General features: G+C 77.4%; 27 protein-coding genes. 13 read left to right on the forward strand and 14 right to left on the reverse strand.

Going from position 1 to position 24235, the window contains the following annotated elements:
• Positions 1 to 138: 138 nt before the first annotated feature.
• On the forward strand, positions 139 to 324 hold the full coding sequence (locus OF117_RS02185) for a hypothetical protein (protein ID WP_263551149.1): 186 nt from the start codon (positions 139 to 141) through the stop codon (positions 322 to 324).
• Positions 325 to 389: 65 nt separating this feature from the next.
• A complete protein-coding gene (locus OF117_RS02190) occupies positions 390 to 878 on the forward strand; it encodes a GNAT family N-acetyltransferase (RefSeq protein ID WP_263551150.1) in 489 nt (162 codons plus the stop codon).
• 28 nt (positions 879 to 906) lie between these two features.
• Here OF117_RS02190 and OF117_RS02195 read toward each other — a convergent pair whose 3' ends face one another.
• Together OF117_RS02195 and OF117_RS02200 are read right to left on the reverse strand one after the other, a co-directional pair.
• Entirely contained in the window at positions 907 to 1971 is a 1065-nt protein-coding gene (locus OF117_RS02195; RefSeq protein ID WP_263551151.1) for a glycosyltransferase, read from the reverse strand.
• Positions 1968 to 3044 carry a glycosyltransferase family 9 protein gene (locus OF117_RS02200; protein WP_263551152.1) on the reverse strand — a complete coding sequence of 359 codons (1077 nt, stop codon included), beginning with the start codon at positions 3042 to 3044 and terminating at the stop codon, positions 1968 to 1970. The genes OF117_RS02195 and OF117_RS02200 overlap by 4 nt, the downstream gene beginning before the upstream one ends.
• A 72-nt stretch (positions 3045 to 3116) precedes the next feature.
• On the opposite strand from OF117_RS02200, the gene OF117_RS02205 reads away from it, so the two are divergent.
• The 5 genes from OF117_RS02205 (at position 3117) to OF117_RS02225 (ending at position 9357) form a co-directional block, all read left to right on the forward strand.
• Positions 3117 to 4475, forward strand: coding sequence for a glycosyltransferase (locus OF117_RS02205; RefSeq protein WP_263551153.1), 1359 nt, complete (start codon positions 3117 to 3119; stop codon positions 4473 to 4475).
• The gene (locus OF117_RS02210) at positions 4472 to 6385 is read left to right on the forward strand and encodes a glycosyltransferase family 2 protein (RefSeq protein WP_263551154.1); all 1914 of its coding nucleotides are present in this window, start codon (positions 4472 to 4474) and stop codon (positions 6383 to 6385) included. The genes OF117_RS02205 and OF117_RS02210 overlap by 4 nt, the downstream gene beginning before the upstream one ends.
• A gap of 103 nt (positions 6386 to 6488) precedes the next feature.
• On the forward strand, positions 6489 to 7031 hold the full coding sequence (locus OF117_RS02215) for a DUF6328 family protein (RefSeq protein ID WP_263551155.1): 543 nt from the start codon (positions 6489 to 6491) through the stop codon (positions 7029 to 7031).
• Positions 7028 to 7897: a hypothetical protein gene (locus OF117_RS02220; protein ID WP_263551156.1), complete on the forward strand. Its 870-nt coding sequence runs from the start codon at positions 7028 to 7030 to the stop codon at positions 7895 to 7897. The genes OF117_RS02215 and OF117_RS02220 overlap by 4 nt, the downstream gene beginning before the upstream one ends.
• 20 nt (positions 7898 to 7917) lie before the next feature.
• On the forward strand, positions 7918 to 9357 hold the full coding sequence (locus OF117_RS02225) for a glycosyltransferase family 39 protein (RefSeq protein ID WP_263551157.1): 1440 nt from the start codon (positions 7918 to 7920) through the stop codon (positions 9355 to 9357).
• A 9-nt stretch (positions 9358 to 9366) separates the two neighbouring features.
• Here OF117_RS02225 and OF117_RS02230 read toward each other — a convergent pair whose 3' ends face one another.
• From OF117_RS02230 to OF117_RS02255, 6 genes are all read right to left on the reverse strand, one after another.
• On the reverse strand, positions 9367 to 10047 hold the full coding sequence (locus OF117_RS02230) for a glycosyltransferase (protein ID WP_263551158.1): 681 nt from the start codon (positions 10045 to 10047) through the stop codon (positions 9367 to 9369).
• Positions 10044 to 10949: an NAD-dependent epimerase/dehydratase family protein gene (locus OF117_RS02235; RefSeq protein WP_263551159.1), complete on the reverse strand. Its 906-nt coding sequence runs from the start codon at positions 10947 to 10949 to the stop codon at positions 10044 to 10046. Before OF117_RS02235 ends, OF117_RS02230 begins: the two co-directional genes overlap by 4 nt.
• Positions 10946 to 11776, reverse strand: coding sequence for an aldolase/citrate lyase family protein (locus OF117_RS02240; RefSeq protein ID WP_263551160.1), 831 nt, complete (start codon positions 11774 to 11776; stop codon positions 10946 to 10948). The genes OF117_RS02235 and OF117_RS02240 overlap by 4 nt, the downstream gene beginning before the upstream one ends.
• A 75-nt stretch (positions 11777 to 11851) precedes the next feature.
• A complete protein-coding gene (locus OF117_RS02245) occupies positions 11852 to 12985 on the reverse strand; it encodes an ABC transporter ATP-binding protein (RefSeq protein ID WP_263551161.1) in 1134 nt (377 codons plus the stop codon).
• A 10-nt stretch (positions 12986 to 12995) separates the two neighbouring features.
• The gene (locus tag OF117_RS02250; RefSeq protein WP_263551162.1) at positions 12996 to 14498 is read right to left on the reverse strand and encodes an ABC transporter permease; all 1503 of its coding nucleotides are present in this window, start codon (positions 14496 to 14498) and stop codon (positions 12996 to 12998) included.
• 98 nt (positions 14499 to 14596) lie between these two features.
• Complete coding sequence (locus tag OF117_RS02255; protein ID WP_263551163.1) at positions 14597 to 15607, reverse strand: iron ABC transporter substrate-binding protein; 1011 nt, start codon at positions 15605 to 15607, stop codon at positions 14597 to 14599.
• Between the two features lie 115 nt (positions 15608 to 15722).
• Here OF117_RS02255 and OF117_RS02260 point away from each other — a divergent pair, with 115 nt between their 5' ends.
• Genes OF117_RS02260 through OF117_RS02275 form a run of 4 tightly spaced genes read left to right on the forward strand, consistent with a single transcriptional unit; the run spans position 15723 to position 17737 of the window.
• Entirely contained in the window at positions 15723 to 16178 is a 456-nt protein-coding gene (locus OF117_RS02260) for a GNAT family N-acetyltransferase (protein ID WP_263551164.1), read from the forward strand.
• Between the two features lie 42 nt (positions 16179 to 16220).
• Complete coding sequence (locus OF117_RS02265; protein WP_263551165.1) at positions 16221 to 16850, forward strand: TetR/AcrR family transcriptional regulator; 630 nt, start codon at positions 16221 to 16223, stop codon at positions 16848 to 16850.
• A gap of 9 nt (positions 16851 to 16859) precedes the next feature.
• The gene (locus OF117_RS02270; protein ID WP_263551166.1) at positions 16860 to 17366 is read left to right on the forward strand and encodes an SRPBCC family protein; all 507 of its coding nucleotides are present in this window, start codon (positions 16860 to 16862) and stop codon (positions 17364 to 17366) included.
• Positions 17363 to 17737 (forward strand): hypothetical protein, encoded by a 375-nt coding sequence (locus tag OF117_RS02275; protein ID WP_263551167.1) that lies wholly within the window; start codon positions 17363 to 17365, stop codon positions 17735 to 17737. Before OF117_RS02270 ends, OF117_RS02275 begins: the two co-directional genes overlap by 4 nt.
• Positions 17738 to 17762: 25 nt before the next feature.
• Here OF117_RS02275 and OF117_RS02280 read toward each other — a convergent pair whose 3' ends face one another.
• Positions 17763 to 19049 carry an RNA polymerase sigma factor gene (locus OF117_RS02280; RefSeq protein WP_263551168.1) on the reverse strand — a complete coding sequence of 429 codons (1287 nt, stop codon included), beginning with the start codon at positions 19047 to 19049 and terminating at the stop codon, positions 17763 to 17765.
• Between the two features lie 58 nt (positions 19050 to 19107).
• Entirely contained in the window at positions 19108 to 19521 is a 414-nt protein-coding gene (locus OF117_RS02285) for a YciI family protein (RefSeq protein WP_263551433.1), read from the reverse strand.
• 289 nt (positions 19522 to 19810) lie between these two features.
• Between OF117_RS02285 and OF117_RS02290 the strand changes: the two genes are divergently transcribed.
• Both OF117_RS02290 and OF117_RS02295 read left to right on the forward strand, forming a co-directional pair.
• Positions 19811 to 21076, forward strand: a complete 1266-nt coding sequence (locus OF117_RS02290) for a cation:proton antiporter (protein WP_263551169.1) — start codon at positions 19811 to 19813, stop codon at positions 21074 to 21076.
• Between the two features lie 9 nt (positions 21077 to 21085).
• Positions 21086 to 21598 carry a DUF421 domain-containing protein gene (locus OF117_RS02295; RefSeq protein ID WP_263551170.1) on the forward strand — a complete coding sequence of 171 codons (513 nt, stop codon included), beginning with the start codon at positions 21086 to 21088 and terminating at the stop codon, positions 21596 to 21598.
• Positions 21599 to 21688: 90 nt separating this feature from the next.
• Here the strand turns inward: OF117_RS02295 and OF117_RS02300 are convergent, their stop codons facing one another.
• From OF117_RS02300 to OF117_RS02315, 4 genes are all read right to left on the reverse strand, one after another.
• On the reverse strand, positions 21689 to 21922 hold the full coding sequence (locus OF117_RS02300) for a hypothetical protein (protein ID WP_263551171.1): 234 nt from the start codon (positions 21920 to 21922) through the stop codon (positions 21689 to 21691).
• 178 nt (positions 21923 to 22100) lie between these two features.
• Positions 22101 to 22517, reverse strand: a complete 417-nt coding sequence (locus OF117_RS02305) for a hypothetical protein (RefSeq protein WP_263551172.1) — start codon at positions 22515 to 22517, stop codon at positions 22101 to 22103.
• A gap of 149 nt (positions 22518 to 22666) precedes the next feature.
• Complete coding sequence (locus tag OF117_RS02310; protein WP_263551173.1) at positions 22667 to 23653, reverse strand: ferritin-like domain-containing protein; 987 nt, start codon at positions 23651 to 23653, stop codon at positions 22667 to 22669.
• Positions 23654 to 23957: 304 nt separating this feature from the next.
• Positions 23958 to 24155, reverse strand: a complete 198-nt coding sequence (locus tag OF117_RS02315; protein WP_263551174.1) for a hypothetical protein — start codon at positions 24153 to 24155, stop codon at positions 23958 to 23960.
• Positions 24156 to 24235 lie beyond the last annotated feature (80 nt).

Raw genomic sequence — 24235 nt, forward strand, 5'->3', positions numbered from 1 at the left:
CGACGGCCTGCCGCTGGACGTCGGTCGTCGGCCCCTGCGCAGGGGCCCGCCGCGTGCGGAGCGCGTGGCGGGGGGCGCAGGGGTCCTTCAGTCGCCGGCTGTGGCGCGCCGACCCACTGGTGCGACGTCCACCACCTGGTGGAGTGGATCAACGGCGGCGAGACGTCGCTCGACAATTCCGCGCTGCTGTGCGAACGCCATCACACGAAGGTCCACCACGGCTTCCGGGTCGATCGCGACGACATGACCGCACCCGGACGCCGATGGCGCACCTATCGGCCCGACGGCACCGAGATCACGATCTCCCCGCCGCTGCGGATCTGAGCCGCCCCTCGAGCGGCCGGAAATCCGGTGGTGCCCGGCCGGGTCCTTCGCCGACGCTGCACGGCGTGCACACCACCATCCGGCGGCTGGAGGAGGCGGACGTGGCCCCCGTGGTCAGGTTGTCCCTGACCGCTTGGGAGCCCGTGTTCGCGAGCTTCGAAGCCCAGCTCGGTCCGACCGTCTACCGCATGCTGTTCCCGGACTGGCGGAGCGCCCAGGCGCGCGCCGTCGAGACCACCTGCCGGGCACCCGACCACGACGTCTGGGTCGCCGACGCCGACGGGCGACCGGTCGGCTTCGTGGCCGTGACGGAGATCGAGGAGGACGCCGCCCGTGCCGGCGAGATCGTGATGACCGCCGTTGACCCGGCCGTCCAGGGGGCCGGCGTCGGCACGGCCCTCCTGGACCACGCGGTCGGGGAGATCTCCGCGCGCGGTCTCCGGCTGGCGGTCGTGGCGACCGGCGGGGATCCGGGGCACGCCCCCGCCCGGGCGCTCTACGAGCGGCGGGGCTTCCGGCCGCTCCCGCTGGTCCGCTACTACCGGCCGCTCTGACCGCCCTCCACCGGGTCTGCGCCGTCCCTCACGAACGGACGACCTCGGCGAGCACGGCGAAGGTCCGCCGGGCCATGAGCGCCGCGTCGAGGCTCGCCTCGGCCCGCCGCCGGGCGGCGGCCGCCGCGGCCGCCCGGCGCGCCGGGTCGGTGAGCAGCGGGTGCAGGGCCGCGGCGAGCGCGCCGGCGTCCTCGACCGGCACGACGGCGACCTCCTCCCCCACCACCGCCCGGACGTCCCCCACGTCGGTCGCCACGCACGGCAGGCCCTCGGCCATCGCCTCCAGCAGCGCCAGCGGCAGCGCGTCGCGACGCGAGGACAGGCAGAAGACGTCCAACCCGCGCAGGAAGCCCCGGACGTCGTCCACGAAGCCGGTGAAGGTGACCGGCAACCCCTCCGCCGCGGCGCGCAGCGCGGCCTCGTCGCGGCCGGCCCCACCGATGACCAACTCGACGGGCACGCCGTCGTCGACCACCCGGCGGGTCGCCGCGAGCAGCACGTCGAACCCCTTCTGCGCGACCAGCCGGCCCAGCGCGCCCAGCCGCGGCACGGCGGCAGCCGCCGGGCCGGCCGGGTCGGCGGGCAGGTCCACGCCGTTGTGCACCACCCGGGCCCGGTCGGGCGGCACCCCGAGGTCGGCGAGCAGCTGCGCGCGGATGACCGAGGAGGGCGCGAGCACGGCGGCCAGCCGCCGGTAGCGCGCGGCCAGCGCCTCCCGTTCCGCGCCGGACCGGGTGTCGCCCTCCAGGTGCAGCGTGGCCACCGTCGGGGCGACGGCCAGCGCGGCGTCGACCGCCGCGGCGTTCGACGCCGGGTCGACCAGGTTGACGGCGACCACGTCGGGCCGCGAGGCGCCCACGGCGTCCCGGACGGCGGGCGCCTCCCGCGTGTGCCGGGCCAGTGGCACGACCGCGACCCGGTCGGGCGGCAGCAGCCCGGCGAAGCCCGCCGCCACCGGCTCGGCCACCACGAGCGACGCCGTCCACCCGTTCTCGTCGGCCCGCCGCAGGTGGTGGGTCAGGTAGACCTCCGCGCCGCCCCAGGCGTCGGAGTCGCAGACGAACGTGACGCGGCGACGCGCCCGGGCGCTCACCGGGCGACCGGTCCGACGGCGGCCAGCGCGCGGGCGGAGGCGGCGACGTCCTCGGGCCGCACCGACTCCGCGCAGCGGAACTCGATCGGGCAGGCCAGGTGCGGGCACGGCGCGCACGGCACGTCGGCGGCGTGCACCCGGTGCCGCTCCCCGCGGTGCGCCCAGCGGACCGGGTCGCCGGGCAGGAAGACGGTGACGCTGCGGGCGCCCACCGCGGCGGCCAGGTGCGCCGAGCCGGTGTCGTTGCCGACGAGGACGGCGCAGTCGCGCAGCAGCGCGGCCAACCCGCCGAGGCCCGTCGACCCGGTCAGGTCGACCGCCGGCGCCCGCATCGCGGCCACCAGGCGCGCGCCGGTGTCCCGCTCGCCGGCGGTGCCGGTGACGACGACGGCCAGCCCCTCGGCGGCCAGCGCGTCTCCGACGGCGGCGTACCGCTGCACCGGCCACCGGCGGGTCGGCGCCGACGCGCCGGGGTGCAGCACGGCGTACCGCCCCGGCGCCAACCCGGCCGCGGCCAGCGTCGCGGCGTGCTCGGCCTCGTCGTCGGGCCGGATCGGGAAGGAGAGGACGGGCGGCCCGGACGGCGGCAACCCCAGGTGCTCGAGGAGCCGGACGTGCCGCTCGGCCTCGTGCAGGCGCACCGGGTAGCGCAGGTGCAGGTGCTCGGTGCCCGCCGGCGGCCGCCAGCCGGTCGGGGCGAACCCACCGGTGAGCCGCGCACCCACCGCGGCGGCCACCTCGTTGGCCGCGGGCCGGTCGCCGTACACCTGCAGCGCGAGGTCGAACTCCCGCTCGGCGCAGGCGGCGAGGAAGGGCGCCCATCCGGCCGGGTCGGGCGTCCGCTCCGGGATGCCGGCGGCACCGGGGAACGGCAGCAGCTCGTCGACCGCGTCGCCCAGCCGGTCGACCACCGGGGCCATCTCCGGCCAGGTGATCAGGCTGACGGCGAGCTCGGGCCGTGCCTCTCGCAACCGCTGGAGCGCGGGCTGCGAGCACAGCAGGTCGCCGAGGCCGACGCGGAGCCGGACCAGGGCCACGCGGCGGACGGCCGGGTCGGCCAGGGGCGGGTGCACGGCGGGCAGACTGCCCAGGTCAGCACCCTGCTACACCGGCGGGACGGCGGAGGGTGTGCGACCGTGGCGGGCGTGCCGTCCTCGCCCGCCACCGCCGCCGGGCTGCACGTGCTCCGGCTGTGCAGCGTCTTCGAACCGCTCCCGGCCGATCCGCCGCCGTCCCCGGCCGATCCGCCGCCGTCCCCGACCGGCCCGGCGGTGACGGCCATGGACGCCGGGCCGGACCCGGAACCGGACGACGGGCCGGCCGTCCTGCGCGGCTCGCTGCCGCCGGGAACGGCCCGGTTCGACCCGATCGGCGGCATGCAGAACCACACCGCCTGCCTCACCCGCGCGCTCGACGGGCAGGGCTGCGCGCAGACGGTGCTCACCTCCCGGCTGGCCGGTCCCCGCGGCACCGCGCGGCTGGGGCGTGCGGCGCTGGTGCACCGCACGGGGGTGCCGGTGCCGGTGCTGCGCCAGCTGTGGGCGCTGGCCGCGCTCCCCCGGGCGCTGCGGCGCGGGCGGCCGGTCGACGTGGTGCACGCCCACCAGGGCGAGGACGTCGCCACGCTGGTGCTGGGCCGGCTGGCCGCGCACCGGCACCGCTGCCCCCTGGTGGTCACCGTGCACTGCAGCGTCCGGCACACCCTGCGCGGCGGGTCGCTCCGGGCCCGGCTGCTGCGCCTCGTCGGCGGGGAGCTCGAGCGCCGGACGCTGCGGCGCGCGGACGCGGTCGTCGTCCTGACCGCCCGCACCGCGGCCGAGCTGGCGCGCGACGGCGTCCCGGCGGAGCGGATCTCGGTGATCCCGTCCGGCTTCGACCCCGAGCTGTTCGCCGCCGCCGGGCGCGCGGGCGCCCGCGCGATCGCCGGCCGGCCGCGCATCGGCTACGTGGGGCGGCTGGCCGCGCAGAAGCGCGCCGACCTGCTGGTCGAGGCCTTCGGCCGGATGACCGAGGACGCCGACCTGCTCGTGGTGGGCGACGGGCCCGACCGGCCGCGCGTCGAGGCGGCGGCCGCCGCGACCGGCGACGCCGCCGCGCGCATCACCCTGGCCGGCTTCGTCGAGCACTCCGCCGTCCCGGGCGTGCTCGCCCTGCTCGACGTGCTCGTGCTGCCGTCGGCCTACGAGGAGATGGGCTCGGTGCTGGTCGAGGCCATGGCCGCCGGGCTGCCGGTCGTCGCCAGCGACGTCGGCGGCATCCCCGAGGTGGTCGCCGACGGGCGGACCGGCCTGCTCGTGCCGCCCGGCGACGCCGGGGCGCTCGCCGCCGCCCTCGACCGGATCACCGGGGACGCCGGGTTGCGCGCCCGGCTGGCCGCCGGCGCCCGGGCGCGGGCGGCCGAGTACGGCTGGCCGCGGCTGGCCGAGCGGGTCGCGGAGGTCTACGCGCGCGTCCTCGGCGCGGAGGACGCCGTGCCCGGACCGGCCGAGCCCGCGGCCGCGTGACCGCGGCCGCCGGTCGCGCGGGCGGTCCGGACCGGGACGGCGGGACCGACGGGGACGGCGGCGGGCCGGCGCCGGCCCGGGTCGCCGTGCTGGTGCCCGTGCACGACCAGGCCGCGTTCCTGCCGCGGGCGCTGGGCAGCCTGCTCGACCAGACGGTGACCGACTGGGAGGCCGTCGTCCTCGACGACGGCTCCCCCGACCCGGACGCCGTCGCGGCGGTGCTCGCCGGGCTGCCCGACGCGCGGCTCCGGGCGACCGGCTGGCGCGCCAACCGCGGCCTGGGGGCCACCCTGAACACCGGCCTCGACGCGACCACGGCCCCGGTCGTCGCATACCTCCCGGCCGACGACGTCTGGGCGCCCGACCACCTGGCCGCCCTGCTCGCCCGGCTGGCCGACCCGGCGGTGCCGATCGCCTGCTCCGAGCTCGACGAGCCCTCCGGCACCGGGTACGCACAGCTGGTCCAGGTGGCGCACCGCCGCACCGCCGACCGGTGGACCGAGCGGGCGGAGCTGGAGACCGACGACCTCGACCGGCTGTTCTGGCACCGGCTGCGCCGGGGTGCGCCGGCGGCGGGCACCGACGCGCCGGCGGCGGGCACCGGCCGGGTCACCTGCACGTGGACCCGGCACCCCGGGCAGCGCTCCCGGGCGATCCGGTCGGCCTTCGACGGCGGGCTGAACGTCTTCCGCAGCCGTTACCGGGTGCGCGAGCCGCTGCGCCTCGCCTCCACCGACGGTGCCGACGTCGACGAGGTCGCCCGGTACGCCCGCTTCCGCCACCGGCCGTACCGGCCCTCGCCCGACGGGCTGTCGGTGCTCGTGGTCGGGGAGCTGGCCTTCAACCCCGAGCGGGTGCTGGCGCTGGCCGAGCGCGGCCACCGGCTGACCGGGCTGTGGACCCGCGACGGCCTCGGCGACTCCACCGTGGGGCCGCTGCCGTTCGGGCACGTCGCCGACCTGCCCGGAGCCGACGCGCCGGACGGCGACTGGCGCGCCGAGGTCCGGGCGCTGCGCCCGGACGTCGTGTGGGCGCAGCTGAACTGGCGGGCGGTCCCGCTGGCGCACGCCGTCCGCAACGCCTGTCCCGACCTGCCGTTCGTCTGGCACTTCAAGGAGGCCCCGCAGCGCTGCATCGTGCGCGGCGAGTGGCCGCTGCTCGCCGACCTCGTCACCGGCGCCGACGCGTGCCTGCTGGCCACCGACGAGGAGCGGGACTGGTTCGCGGCGGCGCTGCCGGGCCGGGTCGAACCGGCCCGGCTCGGGGTCCTGGACGGCGACCTGCCGCTGCGCGAGTGGCAGCGGGGCACTCCGCGACCGAAGCTCTCCGACGCCGACGGGTGCCCGCACGCGGTCGTCGCCGGCCGCCCCTCCGGCCTGGACGCCGGCTGGCTGGTCGCGCTGGCCCGCCGCGGCGTGCACACCCACCTCTACGGCCAGGTGCGGGCGCCGGGGCCGGCCGCCGGCTGGGCCGCCGAGCTCGACCGGGCGCGCGCGGCGGCCCCGGGCTTCGTGCACCTGCACCCGCCGGTCGGGCCGGAGCGCTGGGTCGAGGAGCTCTCCCGCTACGACGCCGGCTGGCTGCACCGGTTCACCAGCCGCAACGGCGGCGACCTGCGCCGGGCCGGCTGGGACGACCTGAACTCCCCCGCCCGGCTGCCGGTGCTGCTCTCGGCCGGGCTGCCGGCGCTGCAGCAGGCCAACCCGGGTGCGCTGGTCGCGGTCGAGCGGCTGCTGCGCGCCGACGGGACCGGCCTGTTCTACCGGTCGGCCGACGAGGTGGCCGACGTGCTCGCCGCCGAGGTGGCCGGACGCCGCGGTGCGGCCGCGGCGCTGGCCGTGCGCGAGCGGCACACGTTCGACGCGCACGCCGACCGGCTGGTCGAGCTGTTCCGCTCGCTCGCGCGCTGACCGCGGGTCAACCGCGCTCGACCACCCGGAGCGGGGGAAGGACGACGTGTGCCGCGGGCGGGACCGGTCGAAGATGAACCCACGGGGACGGGAGGAGGACGCCGTGAGCGAACTCGGTGCCACACGCCGGCGCCGCGAGGACGCGCCCGAGGAGACCCGCAAGGAGCGCATCGACCGCGAGCTGCTCGAGCTGCTCAACGAGCTGCGGGTGGCCCTCCCCGGGGTGCAGTTCCTCTTCGCCTTCCTGCTCATCGTGCCGTTCCAGCAGACCCGCGACACGTTGGACGACTTCCACCGGGACGTCTACTACGTCGCGCTGCTCGGCGCCGCGGTGGCCACCGGACTGCTGATCGCCCCCGCGGCTCAGCACCGGGTGCTGTTCCGGCAGAAGGACAAGGAGCGGCTGCTGCGGCGCAGCAACCGCTCCGCGCTGTGCGGGCTCATCGCCCTCGTCGTGGCGATCTGCGCCTCCCTGCTGCTCGTCACCGACGTCCTGTTCAGCCGCGGCCAGGCCTGGCTGACCGCCGGTGGGGTCGCCGCGCTGCTCGCCTACTGGTGGATCGCCATGCCCTTCTGGCGCCGCGCGCGCACGGAGCTGGACGAACCGCCGGCCGAGCACCGGGAGCAGGCGCGCCACCGGTCGTGACCGGCCCCCGCGGACCGGACGACCCGCTCGGGGCCGCCGACCTCCTCCGCCGGCCGGTGGCCTATCCCGGCACGGCGCTGACCGGGTCGGTGCTGCTCGGCGTCCCCGCCGACGGCCGGGACGGCGGCCGGTGGGCACCGCTGCTGGCGTTCCCGGAACCCGGCGCGCTGCGCGTCCGGCGAGCCGGCGGGGACCGACCGCTCGACGACGTCCTCCGCGACCACGGCGCCGCGCCGGCCGCAGCCCGGACGCCGGTGGCCGCCTTCGGCAGCAACGCCGATCCGCGGGTGCTGCACCGCAAGCTCGCCGCGGCGGCCGTGTCGACGCTCGTGCCGATGCGCGCCGGAAACCTGGCGGGTGCCCGGCTCGCCGCCTCGGCCCACGTCAGCTCTCCGGGGTACCTCCCCGCAGCGGCGGCTGCCGCCCCGGGCCGGTCGCTCCCGGTCGTGGTCGCCTGGCTCGACGACGACCAACTGCGCTGCGTCGACGCGACCGAGCCGAACTACGAGCGGGTGGTGCTCGACGGCACGGTGCACCCGGTGGTGCTGCACGACGACGGCCGGCCCCGGCGCGAGGTGGCCGTCTACGCGACCCGGTGGGGCGTGCTGCTCGTCGAGCCGGCCGCTCCGGGCCAGATCGCGCTGTGGCAGGCCGTGCTCCGGGCGCAGCCCGCGGTCGCCGCGGTGCTGGGGGCGGCGGTGCCCGTCGACGGCGCCGCGGTCCGCGCGGCGATGCAGCGGCTGGCGGGCGACCCGGCGCTGCGCGGGGCGGTCCGCGAGCTGCTGGCGGCGGCCGCCCGGCCGTCGGGCCTCGCCACCGCACCCGGCACCGGCACCGGCACCGGCACCGGCACCGGCACCGGCTGAGGCTCGCCTAACCTGGCCCGGTGACCTCGTCGGCGATCCGCGTCCGCGTGCCGCCGTCCTCCGGCCCCGCGGCGGCGGTCCGCTGGTCACCCTGGGAACTGCTGCCGGTGGCGGTCGTCCTCGCCCTCGGCGCGCTGCTGCTCCGCCCGGGCCACGGCCTGTGGTTCGACGAGCTGTTCACCGCCGAGGTCGGCCGGCTGCCGCTCGGCGACATCGTCTCGGCGATCGTGCGCGGTGAGGGGACGACGAACTACCTGGCGGGCGTGCCGCCGTCCTACAACGCCCCGTACTACCTCGTCGTCCGGGCCTGGACGGCGCTGCCCGGCCTCGGCGGCGACACCTCGCTGCGGGTGTTCTCGCTGCTGGCGACCGCGGGCGGGCTGGCGCTGGCGACCCGGGCGGTCGCCCGGCTGGCCGGCCGGACGGCGGGCGTGCTGGCCGGCGCCGTGCCGGCCGCCAGCCCGCTGCTGCTGGAGCAGGCCGTCGAGGCGCGCAGCTACGGCCTGGTCGTGCTGGCCACCGGCGGCGCCGTCCTGGGCCTCGTCCGCTGGCTGCAGGAGGCCCCCCGCGGGCTGCTGCTGTTCGGGCTGGCCGGCGCCGGCATGGGGCTGGCGCACTGGTACGCCGTCACGGCGCTGGCCGCGTTCGTCGTCGCCGCCGTCCTGCTGCGCGGCCGGCGGGCGCTGCCGGTGGTGCTGGCCGGAGCGGTCGCCGTGCTGCCGCCGCTGGCGTTCGTCGTCCTCGCGCTGGCCAACGGCACCGGCGACCGCAACGCCGAGCACCTGCGCGGCACGGGTGGCCGGCTCGGCGGCCTGGCCGTCGACGCGTGGGCCGGCGGATCGGCGTCGCTGGTGTTCGTCCTGCTGGCGCTGGCCGGGCTCGGCGCGCTGCGGGCGCGGGGGGCGCGGCTGGTGGCGGCTTCGTGGGCGGGAACGCCGCTGGTGCTGCTCACCGCGGCCGAGCTGGTGCGCCCGGTGTACCTGCCGCGCTACCTGCTCGCCGGGCTGCTCGGCCTCGGGGTCCTCGCCGCGCTGGGCGCCGCCACCCTGCCCCGGGGCTGGCGGGTGCCGGCGGTCGCGCTGCTGTGCGTGACCACCCTCGCGGCGTCCGCGCCGCTGCTCGAGCGGGGACCGCGCGAGCGCGCCGACGAGCTGGTCGACCTGCTCGCCGGGATGCACCGACCGGGCGAGCCGGTCGTGGCCGCCGACCAGCGCTCGGCGATCGGGCTCGACCACTACGTGCGCACCCGCGAGCCGGGCCTGCGCCCGGATCTGGTGCTGCCGCCGGACGACGCCCCGCCGGACGCCGACCGGGTGTGGGTGGTGCGCCGGCTCGTCTTCGGCGTCCCGGAGCCGACGGACGACGACGCGATCCTCCGCGACGCCGGGCTCGGCCAGGCCGGGCAGTGGGAGCTGCCGGCGTCCAAGACCGACCTCGTCCTCCAGCTCTGGACCCGCTGACCGGGGTGGTCAGCGGTGGCGGGCGGCCCAGAGCAGCGAGCGGGCCGATTGGCGCAGCCGGGCGCGCGCCGTCCACGCCGACCGGCCGGCGGGACGGCGGTCCCGCACCACCGGCACGCTGACCGCCGGCCGTCCGGCCCGCGCGACGGCGAGCACCACGCTCGGCGCGCGGCCGGCGAGCACCAAGTCGACGACGGCGTCGCGCACGACCCGGTCCACCGCGAGGAAGGCGCCCGCGTCGGGCGGCAGGCCGGTGAGCGCGGCCGCCACCCGCCGGTGCAGCACGCCGCTGAGCCGCCGGGCCGGCGACTCGTACGCCCCGCGCCGGCCCGCGAACACCGCGCCGACGTCGCCGCGCGCCAGCCGGTCGAGCAGCAGCGGCACCGCCTCGGGCGGGTCCTGCAGATCGGCGTCCAGGCACGCCCAGGCGTCGGCATCCGGTTCGTCGGCCAGGCCGCGGGCCAGCGCGGCGTGCTGGCCGCCGTTGACGGTCAGCCCGGTGACGGCGATCCGTGGCTCGGCCGCGGCGAGCTCCGCGGCGACCGCGGCGCTGTCGTCGGGCGAGGCGTCGATCACCAGCCGCAGCCGCCACTCCCGCCCGGTCAGGGCTGCGGCGAGCCGGACGGCCAGCGGCCGCAGCGTGGCCGCGTTGCCGTGCACCGGGACGACGATGGCGACGCGGCCGGTCACGCCGGCTCCACCGCCGCCCCCACCACCGGCTGCGCCGCGGGCTCGGTCGCCGCCCCGGCGCGCCAGGTGCGCGCCAGGCCCTCGGCGAGGTCGACCGTCGGCGTCCAGCCGAGCAGCCGGGCGGCGGCGCGCGGATCGCACATCCAGTCGGCGGTGTCCCAGTCGCGGCCGGGGTGCGCGCCGGGCGCCGTGGCTATCGGCCGGCCGCTGACCCGCTCGGCCGTGCCGACCAGCTCCTCGGTGCTGGTCTGCACGCCGGTGCCGATGTTGAGCACCGTGCCCCCGGGGAGGTCGTCGGCCAGCGCCGCCCGGACGCAGGCGTCGACCACGTCGCCGACCCACACCCAGTCGCGGCGGCTCACCCGCGTGGGCAGCGGCACGGTCGCCCCGGTGCGGGCGGCCTCGAGGACGACGGGTACCAGCCGGGCCGGGTGGTCACCGGGCCCGTAGACCTGGAACGCGCGCAGCACCGCCGACCGCACCCCGCGCTCGGCGGCCGCGGCCTGCAGCAGCAGCGAGCCCGCGGCCTTGGTGGCGCCGAAGAAGCCGCGCGGGCGCAGGGCGGCGTCCTCGGCCAGCGGGTGCGGCGCGGCCGCGTACTCGGTCGAGGACCCCAACCGGACGACGGCCCGGCAGCGGTCGGGCAGCGCCTCGACCAGCCACGGGCTGGTGTTGACCGCCGTGGTGGCCGCCCGGTCGGCGGCGGTGGCCTTGCGACGGGCCGCGGCGAGGGAGAACACGACGTCCGGGTCGGCGGCCCCCACGGCGGCCGCGCCGGCGACCGGGTCGGCCAGGTCGACGTCGGCCCGGGTCAGGCCGGTCACCGCCCAGCCGTCGGCGCGCAGCCGGGTGACGAGGTGCCGGCCGACGAAGCCGCCCGCGCCGGTGACCAGCGCCCTCATGCGGAGGCGGCGACCGGCACCGCTGGGGCCGGCGCCGCCGTCGCCACCCGGCCGCCCGCGCGCGTGGCGAGCACGCTCGCGACGAAGCGGGCGCGGTCGTCGACCACCTCGGCGGGGTCGGCCCGGCGCAGCCTGTCGAGGGAGGCCAGCAGCCGCGGCACCTCGACCGCGGGATCGCGGCCGGCCATGTCGGCGGTGAAGGAGCGGCGCAGGAACGTGAAGTCGGCGCCCAGCCGCACCAGCTCGGCGGCCAGCAGGTCGCCGGGCACGGGCGCGCCGCCGCCGGGCAGCGTCAGGCCGCCGACGCCGAAGGGGCCGGGCACCGCGGCGCGGACGGCGTCGACGGTGCCGTCCACCAGCGGGAGGAACAGGTTGTCCGAGCCGCGGTCGATGCGCAGGTCGTTGAGCCCGACGTAGATCCGCGACAGCGGCCGGGCGGCGAAGTCGGCGACGCGGACGACGGCATCCTGCGTCTCCACCAGGATCCCCAGGTCGCACCGGCCGGCCACCAGGTCCAGCATCCGGTCGACCTGCTCGGGCGTGCGCACCATCGGCAGCAGCACCTCGTCGGCGCCCAGCGCGACGGCCGCGTCGACCTCCGCGCCGGTCCAGGGGCCGGCCGCGTTGACCCGGCAGAGCAGGCGGCCGTCGGTGGCCGCGCGCATCCGGGCCAGGTCGGCCGGCGTGTCGGCGTTGATCTGGGTGCCCTCGCCGGCCTGTCGGCGCGCCTTGCCGCGGCGCTCCCAGTCCACGACGATCCCGGCCGCCCCGGCGGCCACGACCTCGCGGCCGAAGCGGGGGTCGACGGTGAAGAGGAAGAGCTGCACGAGGGCAGCTTAGGCTTGGCTAACCTGCCTTTAGCAGCGGGCCCCGGTACGCGGAGCGCCGCCCGGCCGCGGCGGTCAGCCGGCAGCCGGGCCGGCCGGCGCGGCGACCGGGGACTCCAGGTGCACGTCGGCGACCGGGCGGGGCGGCGGCCGGTCGTCCTGGCGCGCCGGCCGCGGGCCGGACGGGAAGGGCAGCGCCGTCCCGAGCACGGCGATCGACACGTCGTCCCCCTCGGCGGGCAGGTCGGCGCCCTCCAGCCGGGCGCTCACCGCCAGCCCCCCGGGCAGGTCCAGCCACACCCGCGAGTCGTGGCCGTAGAAGTCGATCCCGCGCACCCGCGCCGACGGCGCGGTGGGTTCCGGCGCGGACAGCCGGAGCTGCTCGGGGCGGAGCAGCACCCGGGCCCGCCCGTCCGGGCAGTCGCGGCCCAGCGGCAGCACGCCGAGGGCGCAGTGCGCGCGGCCGTCGCGCACCTCGGCGTCCAGCACGACGGCCTCGCCGACGAAGGTGGCCACGTCGAGGTCGCCGGGCAGCCGGTAGAGGGTGCGCGGATCGGTCAGCTGCACCAGCCGGCCACCGCGCAGCACGGCGACCTGGTCGGCCATCGACAGCGCCTCGGCCTGGTCGTGGGTGACCAGCACCGCCGTGGCCCCGGCGGCGCTCAGCGCGGCGGCGACGGCGGCGCGGGTCTCCTCGCGCAGCGCGGCGTCCAGCGAGGAGAACGGCTCGTCGAGCAGCACCAGCGAGGGCTCGGGGGCGAGCGCGCGGGCCAGCGCCACCCGCTGCTGCTGCCCGCCGGAGAGCTGGTGCGGCGCGCGGTCGGCCAGGCCGGCGTCCAGACCCACCAGGTCGAGCAGCCCGGCCACCCGGGCCCGGTCGCGGCGGCGCCGCCGCGGCAGCCCGAAGGTGACGTTCTCGGCGACGGTCAGGTGCGGGAACAGCCCGCCCTCCTGCGGCACGAAGCCGATGCCGCGCCGGCGCGCGGGCACGCCGCGGCCCGCGCCGGCCACGACCCGGTCGCCCAGGAGCACGGTGCCGGAGTCGGGGTCGTCGAAGCCGGCGATCAGCCGCAGCAGGGTGGTCTTGCCGCAGCCGGAGGGGCCGAGCAGCGCGGTGAAGCCGCCCTGCGGCACGTGCAGGCTCACCCCGGTCAGCACCCGGGTGGCGCCGAAGGCCTTGGTCAGGTCGTGCACGGTCAGGGCGCTCATGGCGTGCGCTTCATGGGGTGAGGCTCCGTCGGGCGTCGCGGGACAACAGCACGGTCGCGGGGGCCGACAGCACCACCATGACCACGGCGTACGGGGCGGCCGCGCCGTACTCGAGGGCGCTGCTGGCCGACCAGAAGGCGGTGGCCAGCGTGGTGGTGCCGGTCGGCGCGAGCAGCAGCGTGGCGGTCAGCTCGGTCACCACGGCGAGGAACACCAGCGCGGCGCCGGCGCCGAGGCCGGGCGCCAGCAGCGGGAGGGTGACCCGGCGCAGCCGCTCGACGGTCGAGCAACCGAGCGAGGCGGCGAGGTCGTCGTACAGCCGGGGCGACTGCTCCACCGCGCCGCGGACGGTGACGATCGCCCGCGGCAGGAACAGGACGGCGTAGGCCGCGAGCAGCAGCGGCACGGTCTGGTAGAGCCAGGGCGTCGCCCGGATGGCGATCGTCACCAGCGCCAGCGCGACGACGATGGCCGGCACCGAGCTGCCCAGGTAGGTGCTGCGCTCCAGCAGCGTGGTCACCCGCCCGCGGGCGCGCACGGCCAGCCAGCCGGTGGGCAGCGCCATGGCCGTGGTCGCGAGGGCGGCCGCGGCGGCCAGCGCGAGGGTCGTGCCGGTGGTGGTCAGCAGCGCGCCACCGTCCAGGCCGGTGGAGGCGCCGGCCAGCATCCAGTGGGCCAGGCTGTACAGCGGGACGCCGAGCGCGAGGACGACGAGCGCGGCCAGGCCGGCCAGCGCCGGACCGGTGAGCCGCCGCAGCTCCACCGGCCGCACCGGGCGGGCGGCCCCCCGGCCGGTGCGCGCGTAGCCGCGCTGCCCGCGCAGCCGCAGCTCGGCCAGCAGCAGCACCAGGCAGAGCAGCACCAGGACGCCGGCCAGCATGGTGGCGCCGGGTCCGTTGAAGGTGGCCCGGTACTGGTCGTAGATCGCCGTGGTGAAGGTCGCGTAGCGCAGCATCTGCAGGGCACCGAACTCGGCCAGCAGGTGCAGCGCCACCAGCAGGCTGCCGCCGAGCAGCGCCACGCGCAGCTGCGGCAGCTGCACCCGCGCGAACACCGCCCAGCCGGACAGGCCCAGCCCGGCGGCGGTCTCCTCCAGGGCGGGGTCCAGGCCGCGGAACGCGGCGGCCACCGGCAGGTAGACGAACGGGAAGTACGACAGCGAGACGACCAGCAGCGCGCCGGCGTAGGTGTCGACGCCGGGCAGCAGCGAGATCCACGCGTAGCTGTTGACGAAGGCCGGCACGGCCAGCGGCGCGACCAGCAGCACGTGCCAGACCCGCCGTCCGGGCACCGCCGAGCGCTGCACCAGCCAGGCCGCGCCGACGCCGAGTACGGCGCACGCCGCCACCGTGCCGAGCACCAGCCGCCCGGTGTTCCAGAGCAGCTCGGCGACCCGGTCGCGGAGGACCAGCTCCCGCACGCCGGACCAGCCGACGTCGACCGTGTAGCCCGCGATGTAGCCCAGCGGCAGCAGGGCGAGCGCGGCGACGCACGCGGCCAGGGCCAGCGTCACCGGCGACCGGCGCGGGCTCCCGGGTGCGGGCGCACGCCGACGACCCCGGGCGACCGGCGCGGCCGGCGTCCCGGGGTCGACGGGCGGGGCGGCGCTGCTCAGAGCAGGCCCACCTCCTGCATGAGCGCGGTCACCTCGGGCGAGCTGAGCGAGCCCGGGTCGACGTCGGGGGCGCCGAGCTCGGCCAGCGGCGGCAGGACCTCCGCCGAGGCGACCCCGTTGCCGACGGCGTACTCCAGGGCGGTGCTCTCCGCCAGACGCTCCTGCGCGGCCCGGTCGGTCAGGTACTGCACCAGGCGCTGGGCCTCCTGGGGCTGGTCGGACGACGCGAGCACCCCGGCACCGGAGACGCTGACGAACGCGCCCGGGTCGCCGCCGCCGAAGTAGTGCAGGCGCGCGTCGTCGCCGATCAGCCCGTTCTCGGCCTGGTCGCGGTACCAGTAGTAGTGGTACATGACGCCGAGGTCGACCTCGCGCTCGTCGACGGCCTTCATCACCGCCGTGTTGCTGGCGTACACCTCGGCGTTGCGCTCGAGGCCCGCCAGCCAGGCACGGGTGGCCTCCTCGCCCTCCAGCGCGAGGACGGCGCTGACGATGGCCTGGAAGTCGGCGCCTCCGGCGGCGACGGCGACGCGGCCCTCGTACCCCGGCTCGGCCAGCTCGAGGATCGACGCGGGCAGCTCCGCCTCGGGCACGGCCTCGGGGTGGTAGGCGAGCACCGTGGAGCGGGCGGCGAAGCCGACCCAGTTGCCCGACGCGGGCCGGTACTGCTCGCCGACCTGGTCGAGGGTCGCCGGGTCGAGCGGGGCGAGCAGGCCCTCGCGGTCGACGACGTCGATGGCCGGGCTGTTCTCGGTGAGGAACACGTCGGCCGGTGACGCGTCGCCCTCCTGCACGATCTGGTTGGCCAGCTCGGTGTCGTTGGCGTCGCGGAACTCCAGCTCGATGCCGGTGTCCGCGGTGAAGCCCTCGAGCATGGTCCGCACCAGGCTCTCGTGCTGGGCGCTGTAGACGGTCAGCGTGTCGCCGTCCGAGCCGCAGCCGGCGAGCGCGGCCGCGAGGCCGAGGGCGGACAGGACGCCGGTGGCGGCGCGCCCGGACGAGGTCACGAGGGAGATCCTCCGCGGAGAGATAGGCAAGGCAGACCTAACCTTAGAGGTCCACAGGTGGGCCCGGCACCCCGCTCCCGCGTCGGCCGCTCCGCGGTGGGCTAGAACCTTCCGCATGACCGGTGCCGACGCGTCCGTCCCCGTCCTGCGGCGGGCACTGTTCGCCGAGCTCACGCCGTTCGAGGTCTACGCGCTGTGCCGGCTGCGGGTCGACGTGTTCGTCGTCGAGCAGCGCTGCCCCTACCCCGAGCTCGACGGGCGCGACGTGGAGCCGGGCACCGAGCACCTGTGGTTCGAGATCGACTGTGCGGTTGCCGCCACCGTGCGGGTGCTCGACGACGGCGGCAGCCGCGCGATCGGCCGGGTGGCGACCGCGGAGCCGTTCCGGCGGCGCGGGCTCGCGGCCCGGCTGGTCGAGGAGGGCGTCGCGCTCTGCGGCGGCCTGCCGATCACGCTCGGGGCGCAGGCCCACCTGGAGGGCTGGTACGAGCGGCTCGGCTTCCGGCGCAGCGGCCCCGGTTACGTCGAGGACGGCATCCCGCACGTGCCCATGCGCCGCGAGCCGGCGTGACGGTGCCTTGACACCCGTCCAGAGGAGCTACACGCTCTAGCCATGGCTACGGCGTCCAGCCTCACCCCGACCCGGGTGCAACGGCGGCGGGCCGCGGTCATCGAGGAGGCCCTCGACCACGCCGTCGCGATCATGGGCGCGGAGGGCGTCGGCGCGCTGAGCGTCTCGGAGGTCGCGCGCCGGATGGGCATGCGGGGCCCGTCCCTCTACAAGTACTTCCCCTCGCTCCACGCGCTCTACGACGCACTGTTCGCCCGCGGGCTCGCCGGCGAGCTGGCCGCGGCCGAGGCCGCTGTGGCCGGGCTCGGACCGGGCCTGCCGCGCATCCGCGCCGGCGCGATCGCCGTCGTCCGCTGGGCCGTGGAGAACCCGGCCCTGGCGCAGCTGCTGCACTGGCGACCGGTGCCCGGCTTCGAGCCGTCGCCGGAGACCTTCGCGCCCAGCCGGGACGACATGGCGCAGGTGCGTGCCGACTGCGCCCAGGCGGCGGCGCTCGGGCAGGCGGCACCGGCGTTCGACAGCGACGCCGCCGTCCGCCTCCTCACCGTCGTCCTCTCCGGCCTGATCTCCCAGCAGCTGGCCAACGAGCCCGGGGCGTCCTTCGAGGACGGCGCCTACAGCCGGCTCACCGGCCTGGCCATCGACCAGTTCCTCGCCGCCTACGCACCCTGAGGAGTCGCCATGCAGACGCTCGACCACGACGAGGTCAGCGCCGTGATCGCCGCACCACCGGAGACGGTCTACGCCCTCGTCGCCGACGTCACCCGCACCCCGGACTTCAGCCCCGAGATCGCGAGCTGCCGGTGGCTCGACGGCGCGACCGGCCCGGCCGTCGGCGCCCGCTTCGAGGCGGTCAACGAGAACCGCGCCGGCCAGCGGTGGAAGAACCGTCCGGTGGTCACCGTGGCCGAGCCCGGCCGGGAGTTCGCCTTCGCCCGGACCGAGCCCTTCGCGGGGACGATCACCTGGCGGTACCGGTTCGACCCCGTCGAGGGGGGCACCCGGGTTGCCGAGAGCTACGTGGTGGAGCGGCCGGTCACCCGCATCGGCTGGTTCGTCATCGAGAGAGTCTTCAAGGGCGGCAACCGGCGGGAGGAGCTGCGCGACGGCATGCGGACGACGCTGGCCCGGCTCGGGGCCGCCGCCGAGGCGAGCCGTCCGACACGGTCGTCCGCGGACCCGCGATGACCGCGGCGGCGCGGCGGCCCTTCGCGCACGAGGCCGTGCTGAGCCTGGGCTCCGGGACCGACGACCGCGCCGCGGGCGGGGCGATCACCACCGCGCTGTGCGGCAGCTGGTCGCACGAGCCGCCCTGCCCGCTCGCCCCGCACCACACGGCGGTCGAGCGGACCGGGGACACGCTGCGCGTCCGCGTCCTCTTCACCGCCGCCCCCGAGGACGAGCCGCGCGTGCGCTCGCTCGTCGAGGGGGTGCTCGCCGCGGGCGGGACGGAGGGCCCCGACGGCGTCCGGGCCGCCTGGCGGCTGGTCGAGGCCGGGCCGTCCGCCGTCCGCGCCGAGGAGCAGGAGCACGCGGAGCGCCTCGTCGCCGCACCCTGACCGCCTCGTGGGGCCTCCGCGGCGCTCAGGCGGGCCGATCGCCGTCCGGCCCGGCGGGGGCGGCGCGGGCGCGCAGGACGGCGCGCTCGCGCTCGTTGCGGGTCAGCCCGGCCGCCCGCGCGAACTCGGCGCGGGCCTCGGCGCCGCGCCCGAGGCGTGCGAGCAGGTCACCGCGGGCGGCGGGCAGCAGGTGGTAGCCGCGCAGCGCGGGGACGTCGGCCAGCGCGTCGACGATCTCCAGCCCGGCCGCCGGCCCGTACGCCCGTGACACCGCCACCGCGCGGTTGAGCTCGACCACCGGTGAGGGCATGAGCTCGCCGAGCACCTCGTACAGCGCCGCGATCTGCGGCCAGTCGGTCTCCGCGGCGGTCCGGGCCCGGGCGTGGCAGGCGGCGATCGCGGCCTGGACGGCGTACGGGCCGAGCGCCGCGCCCGCGGCCCGGGCGGCGAGCTCGGCCCGCTGCAGCGCGGCCAGTCCCCGGCCGACGAGCACCCGGTCCCACCGGCTCCGGTCCTGCTCGTCGAGCAGCACCGGCTCGCCGCTCGCCGCGACGCGGGCGCGCAGCCGGGAGGCCTGCAGCTCCATCAGGGCGACCAGCCCGTGCACCTCGGACTCGCCCGGGGTCGCCGCGGCGAGGACCCGGCCCAGCCGCAGCGCTTCGGCGCAGAGGTCGGGCCGGGTCCAGTCGCTCCCGGCCGTCGCGGAGTAGCCCTCGTTGAAGACCAGGTAGAGCACCTCGAGCACCGAGGCGAGCCGGGCGGTGAGGTCGGCGCCGGCCGGGACCTCGAACGGGACCTTCGCCGCGCCGAGGGCCCGCTTGGCGCGGACCACGCGCTGGGCCACGGTCGACTCGGGAACAAGGAAGGCGCGGGCGATCTCGTCGGTGCGCAGGCCCCCGACCAGCCGCAGCGTGAGCGCCACCCGGGCCTCGCGGGACAGCACCGGGTGGCAGGCGATCAGCACCAGCCGCAGCACGTCGTCGTCGACCGGCTCGTCCAGCGCGGCCGCCCGGTCCGGCTCCTCCAGCTGGCGGGACGCCAGGTCCCGGCCGATCTCGGCGGTCCGGGCGCGGAGCCGCTCGGCGCGCCGGAAGCCGTCGATGGCCCGGTTCCGGGCGGCGGCCGTCAGCCAGGCGCCCGGCCGGTCGGGGACGCCGGTCACCGGCCACTGCTCCAGCGCGGCGACGAGCGCGTCCTGGGCGAGCTCCTCGGCGAGGCCGACGTCGCCGACCACGCGGGTCAGCGCGCCGACGAGCCGCGCGGACTCCATCCGCCAGACCGCGTCCACGACGCGGCCGACGTCCGCCGTCACGCCGTCCCCCCGCGGCGGTGACGGCCATCACCGCCGCGGGGAGCCGGCCGGGGCGGCATCAGCCGTGCTGCGCTTCGACGGTCGCCCGCAGCCGGTCCTCCTGCTCGCGCAGCTCGGGGGTGAGCGCGTCGCCGAAGTCGTCGCTCTCGAACACCTGCCGCACCTCGACCTCGCCGCCCCGGAACGGCGCCTTGCGCACCCACTCCAGCACCTCCTCGCGCGAGGAGACCTGCAGGATCCAGAAGCCTGCGATGAGCTCCTTGGTCTCGGCGAACGGCCCGTCGACGACCGTCGTGCGGCCGTTCTCGTCGAAGCGCACCCGGGCACCCTTCGAGCTCGGGTGCAGGCCCTCGCCGGCGAGCATCACGCCGGCCTTCACCAGCTCCTCGTTGTAGGCACCCATCTCGGCGAGCTCCTGCTCGGTGGGCATCACGCCCTTCTCCGAGTCCTCCGACGCCTTGACGATCACCATGTACCGCACCGCTGCTCTCCTTCGTCGGATCGGGAACCGGTCGGCCGACCGGCGCGTGGGCCCTCTCCCATCTCCCCGTCGAACGGGCACCGCCGGGATCGACACGTCCGGGGACGTCCCTCGAGATTTTTTCGAGACGGCCGGCGGCGGGGCCGGACCTGCCAGCGGCGAACCTAGCCGGGGCGGGACCGGGGGCGGGAGGGAACTGCGTCCCGCAGCGGTCCGTCGGTCGGATGACGGTTCCGCAACGCCGGAGTCGCGCGCCCGGCCCCGGGTACCCGGGGCCGCCGTGACCATCGACGTGCTGCTCCTGACCGGCGGCCTGCTGGCCGTGGCGGTGGCCGCGCTGTCGGAGCGGCTGCGCCGCCTCCCGGTCTCCGAGCCGCTGCTCGGCCTGCTCGCCGGCGTCGTCCTGGGGCCGGCGGTCTCCGGCGTCCTGGACGTCGCCCCGCTGACCGAGGACGCGCACTGGGCGCACACCACCACCCGGCTGCTGCTGGCCGTCTCGGTCATGTCGGTGGCGCTGCGCTACCCCCTGCGGACGGCGCGGACGCGGCTGCGGCCCGTGGCGCTGCTGCTCGCCGTCGCCATGCCGGCCATGGCGCTGGTGACCGCCGGCCTGTCCGCCGGGCTGCTCGGCGTCGGGGTGGGCACGGCCCTCCTGCTCGGCGCGGCGCTCTCCCCCACCGACCCGGTGCTGGCCTCCAACGTCGTCACCGGCCGACCGGCGGAGGAGGACCTCCCCGGCCGCGACCGCCAGCTGCTGTCGCTGGAATCGGGGGCGAACGACGGGCTGGCCCTGCCGCTGGTGCTGCTGGCGGTCGCCGTCGCCGGCGCGACGTCGGTCCCGCAGGCGCTGCTGGAGTCGCTGTGGCAGGTCGCCGGCGCCGCCGTCGTCGGGGCCGGGCTCGGCTGGCTCGGCGGCCGGGCCCTGCGGGCCGGCGAGGCCCACGGCGCCACGGACCCCGGGCCGCTGGCGCTGTTCACCGCCGTGCTGGCCTTCGCCGTCCTGGGGCTGTCCGGCCTGCTGCACGTCGACGGCATCCTGGCCGTCTTCGTCGGCGGGCTCGCCTTCAACCTGGCCGCCAGCGGTCACGAGCGCACCTCCGACGTGCCGATCGACGAGGCGGTCAACCGCTTCCTCGTGCTGCCGCTGTTCGTGGGCATCGGTGCCGCGCTGCCCTGGTCGGCGTGGGGCGACCTCGGCTGGCGCGGCGTCGCGCTGGCCGCCGCCGTCCTGCTGCTGCGCCGGCTCCCGGTCGCGCTGCTGCTGGCCCGGCTGCTGCGGCTGCGGTTCCCGGACGCGGTCTGGGTGGGCTGGTTCGGCCCGATCGGCGTCTCGGCGCTGTTCTACCTGGCGCTGGAGGCCGAGCGCCTCGGGCTCGACCCGGCCGTGCTGGCCGCCGGGACGCTGGTCGTCGCCGCGAGCACCGTCGTCCACGGCGTCACCGCGTCGCCGGGCCGCGTGCTGTTCCGACGCGCGACGCGGAGCGGCGATCCGGAAGGTGACCGCGCCGCCGGCGCGGATCGGGACCGCGCCGGGCGGTCGGGATAGGAGACGGACGTGTGGTTCGACAGCTGGTCCGACCTGGGCCGAGTGCTGGCCGTGGGCGCCACCGCCTACGCGACGCTGGTGGTGGTGCTGCGCCTCTCCGGCAAGCGCACGCTGGCCAAGCTCAACGCCTTCGACCTCGTCGTCACGGTGGCGTTCGGCTCGACGCTGGCGACGATCCTGCTCAGCGCGACGGTGTCGTGGTCGGAGGGTGCGACGGCGCTCGCGCTGCTGGCCGCGCTGCAGTTCGCCGTCGCCTGGACGAACTCGCACTGGCCGGCCAGCCGGGCGGTGGTCACCTCGGAGCCCACGTTGCTGCTTGAGGACGGCGAGCCGCTGCACCACGCTCTGGCCGCGCAGCGGGTGGACATGGCGGACCTGCGCCAGGCCGTGCGCTCCTCCGGCGCGGGCTCGCTGGCATCCGTGGCGGCGGTGGTGCTGGAGACCGACGGCTCGCTGAGCGTCGTCCCCGCCGCGCAGGCGGGCGACCGCTCGGCGCTCCGGGGCGTCCGCCGCGCCGGCTGACGCACCCGTTCCGACCGGGCCGTCGGCCACCGGACGGACGGGGAGGGGTGGACGCCGCGTCGCGGCCTCCGCCCCTCCCCTGCGTGCGTCTCAGCGGAGGCGGGACGCCAGCATCTGCTTGCCCATCTCCGCGCCCTTGCGGCTGTCGGCCTGCGCCTTGCGGAAGAAGTCGGCCAGCTCGTTGTCGCCCGCCCGCTCCGCGTCCTGGATGTAGATGTCCAGCCGCATCGCGTTGCTCAGGCACTGCTCGGTGTACCAGATGATGTTGTAGTCCTTGTCCTGGGTGCCGGTGACGTTCCCGGTCTCGCTGGACATGGTCGTCATGGCGCGTCTCCTTCGCGGCTCGCTCGGTCGCATCGCCGCCGGTGCCGCCCGCGGCCCGCTGCTGAGCCCGGCCCCGGCACCCCCAGTGCTAGCGCATCCGGCCGCCGTCCGCGACCGGGGGCCCGCCGAGCGGAGGGGATCCGCGCGGGTCACGCGCACGGATCCACTCCGCTCGGGATCATCGCGCCGGCCGGCCCCCCGCCAGGTCCCGCGCCGAGGCGGCGGCGTCCTCGGTGAGCTCGGTGGCCTCGATGGCCCGGTGGTAGGCGTCCCAGGCCTCGGCCGGGGTGATGTCGAGCGCAGCGGCGATCTGCTCCCAGCTCGCGCCCTCGCGCAGCGCCGCACGCATGCCGATCAGCTGGCTGCCGTGCGCCTTGCGGGCGACCACCTCGCCGAGGGCGAGCAGTTCGAGTGCCTCGAAGACGTCGAGGTTCGTGCCGACGCGGCGGACGAGCGAGCTCCAGTCGTCCTCGGCCGGGTCCACGACGGTGTTGAGCGTCGTCTCGCCGCTGTCGCGGCGGCCGAGGAAGTCCAGCCGGGTCGCCGCGGTGGTCAGCGAGAACTCCTCCGCGAGGGCGTCGGGCGTGATGTCCATGGTCCGAGACTGTCGCAGGCAGGCGCTGGGCGCACCGCGTCCGGGTCGGGATCACACCGTCGGGCGTCGGACGGCGTGGACGCCCCGCGACCGCGGACGCACGAAGGGCCCGCCCCGACGGGGCGGGCCCTTCGGCGTGCGGCGGGCGGTCAGCTGCTGGTGACGCCGACCGCCTCCTTGGCCAGGGCGGCCAGCTGGGTCTGCGCGGCGCTGGCGACGTTGGCCCGCTTCTTGTGCGTCTCCTCGTACCGGATGACGACGTTGATGTCGTGCGCGGTCTTGAGCTGCTTGATCTCCTTGACCGCGTCGTTGACCGACAGCGAGTCGTACCCCTTGATGGGCAGCTCGTCGGCGCTGACGTCGCCGAGCTCCTCGCGGGCGGCCTTCGCGGCGTCGGCGGCCGCCACGTCGCCCTCGCGGCGGGCGACCTGCTCGGCGCGGCGCAGCGACGCGCTGCGGCCCGCGGTGAGCACCTCGCGCAGCGCGGCGCCGTAGGCGGCGGCGCGGCCGGCGAGCCCGCGGGCCTCCTCGCGCGCCTCGTCACCGACGCTCTCGGCGGTGTGCTGCACGGTGTCGACGGCGCGGTTGACGGTGTTGGCGACGAAGCGCACCGGCGCGCTCACCACGCGGGTGGCCCCGCCGGCGACCTTCTGGAACGGGGTGGCCTGCAGTGCGGCCGGACCGCCGAGGGCCTCCTCGGCCAGCACCACGGTCAGCCACTCGACGGTGGCCTCGTGCGCGCCGATCAGCCGCTCGGCCAGCGCCTTGACCTTCGCCTGGCCGGCGGTGTCGGCGAGGACCTTGAGGTAGGTGGCGCGGTCGAGCAACTGGTGCTCGAGCTGCAGGTCCTGCAGCAGGGCCTCCTCGATCGGCTCGGCCTGCTCGAGGGTGGCCTTGACCAGGGCGCCGAGGCGCCCGACGGCGGGGGTCACCACGTCGGGCACACCACCGAGGGCGCGCAGCTGGTCGGCGATGGCCTTGCTGCGGTCGGCCGCGTTGTCGGCGTTCTGGTTCAGCTCGCGGCGGACGGCGTCGGTGCGCGCCTGGGCGATGCGGATGCGCGCGATCTGCTCCTCGGTCTGGGTGAGCAGCAGGAGGGCGCGCAGCTGGTTGATCAGCTTGGCGTTGTCGGTCATGAGGTGTCTCCAGACATCGGGGCGTGACCTGACGGGTCCGGTCATGCCCCTCGACGGGCCGGCGCTAACTCCTGCAAGCAGATTGCTTGCCGTGATCCGGGTCACCCCACCACCGCCCGGGGGTCGTGGGTGGCGGTACCGCTCTCCCACGCCCACCCCGCTCGGCCGACCTCCCGCCCCGGGGAGGGCGGCGTCCGGTGGCCTCCTCGTCGAGGCCGCCGGGCGCCGCCGGTCGGGGTGCCGCGCCCGGTCGGCGGTCGCGCCGCGCGGTTGCGGGAGGGGCGGTGGCGGGAGGGGCGGTGGCTCAGGGTGCGACGACCGGTACGGCCGCGCGGTGGGACGGCGGCACCTCGAAGCGCAGCACCGGCTGCGTCTCGTCGAGCGCGCGCGGCGCGGGGATGCGCGCCGGCCGGACGGGGCGCAACGCGAACGGCAGCTTCCGCCCGCAGCCGACGCAGAACCGACCGCGCTGGCCGGCCGCACTGCAGTGTGCACACGTCATGTCTGGCCTCCTGGACCTCGTCGACCGGGATCGGCCGCCCGGTGGCCGAACCCTGGCAGGGATCTCGGCGGCCCGCGCTG

Origin of the sequence: Geodermatophilus sp. YIM 151500, assembly GCF_025716945.1 — a bacterium.
Lineage (GTDB): Bacteria > Actinomycetota > Actinomycetes > Mycobacteriales > Geodermatophilaceae > YIM-151500.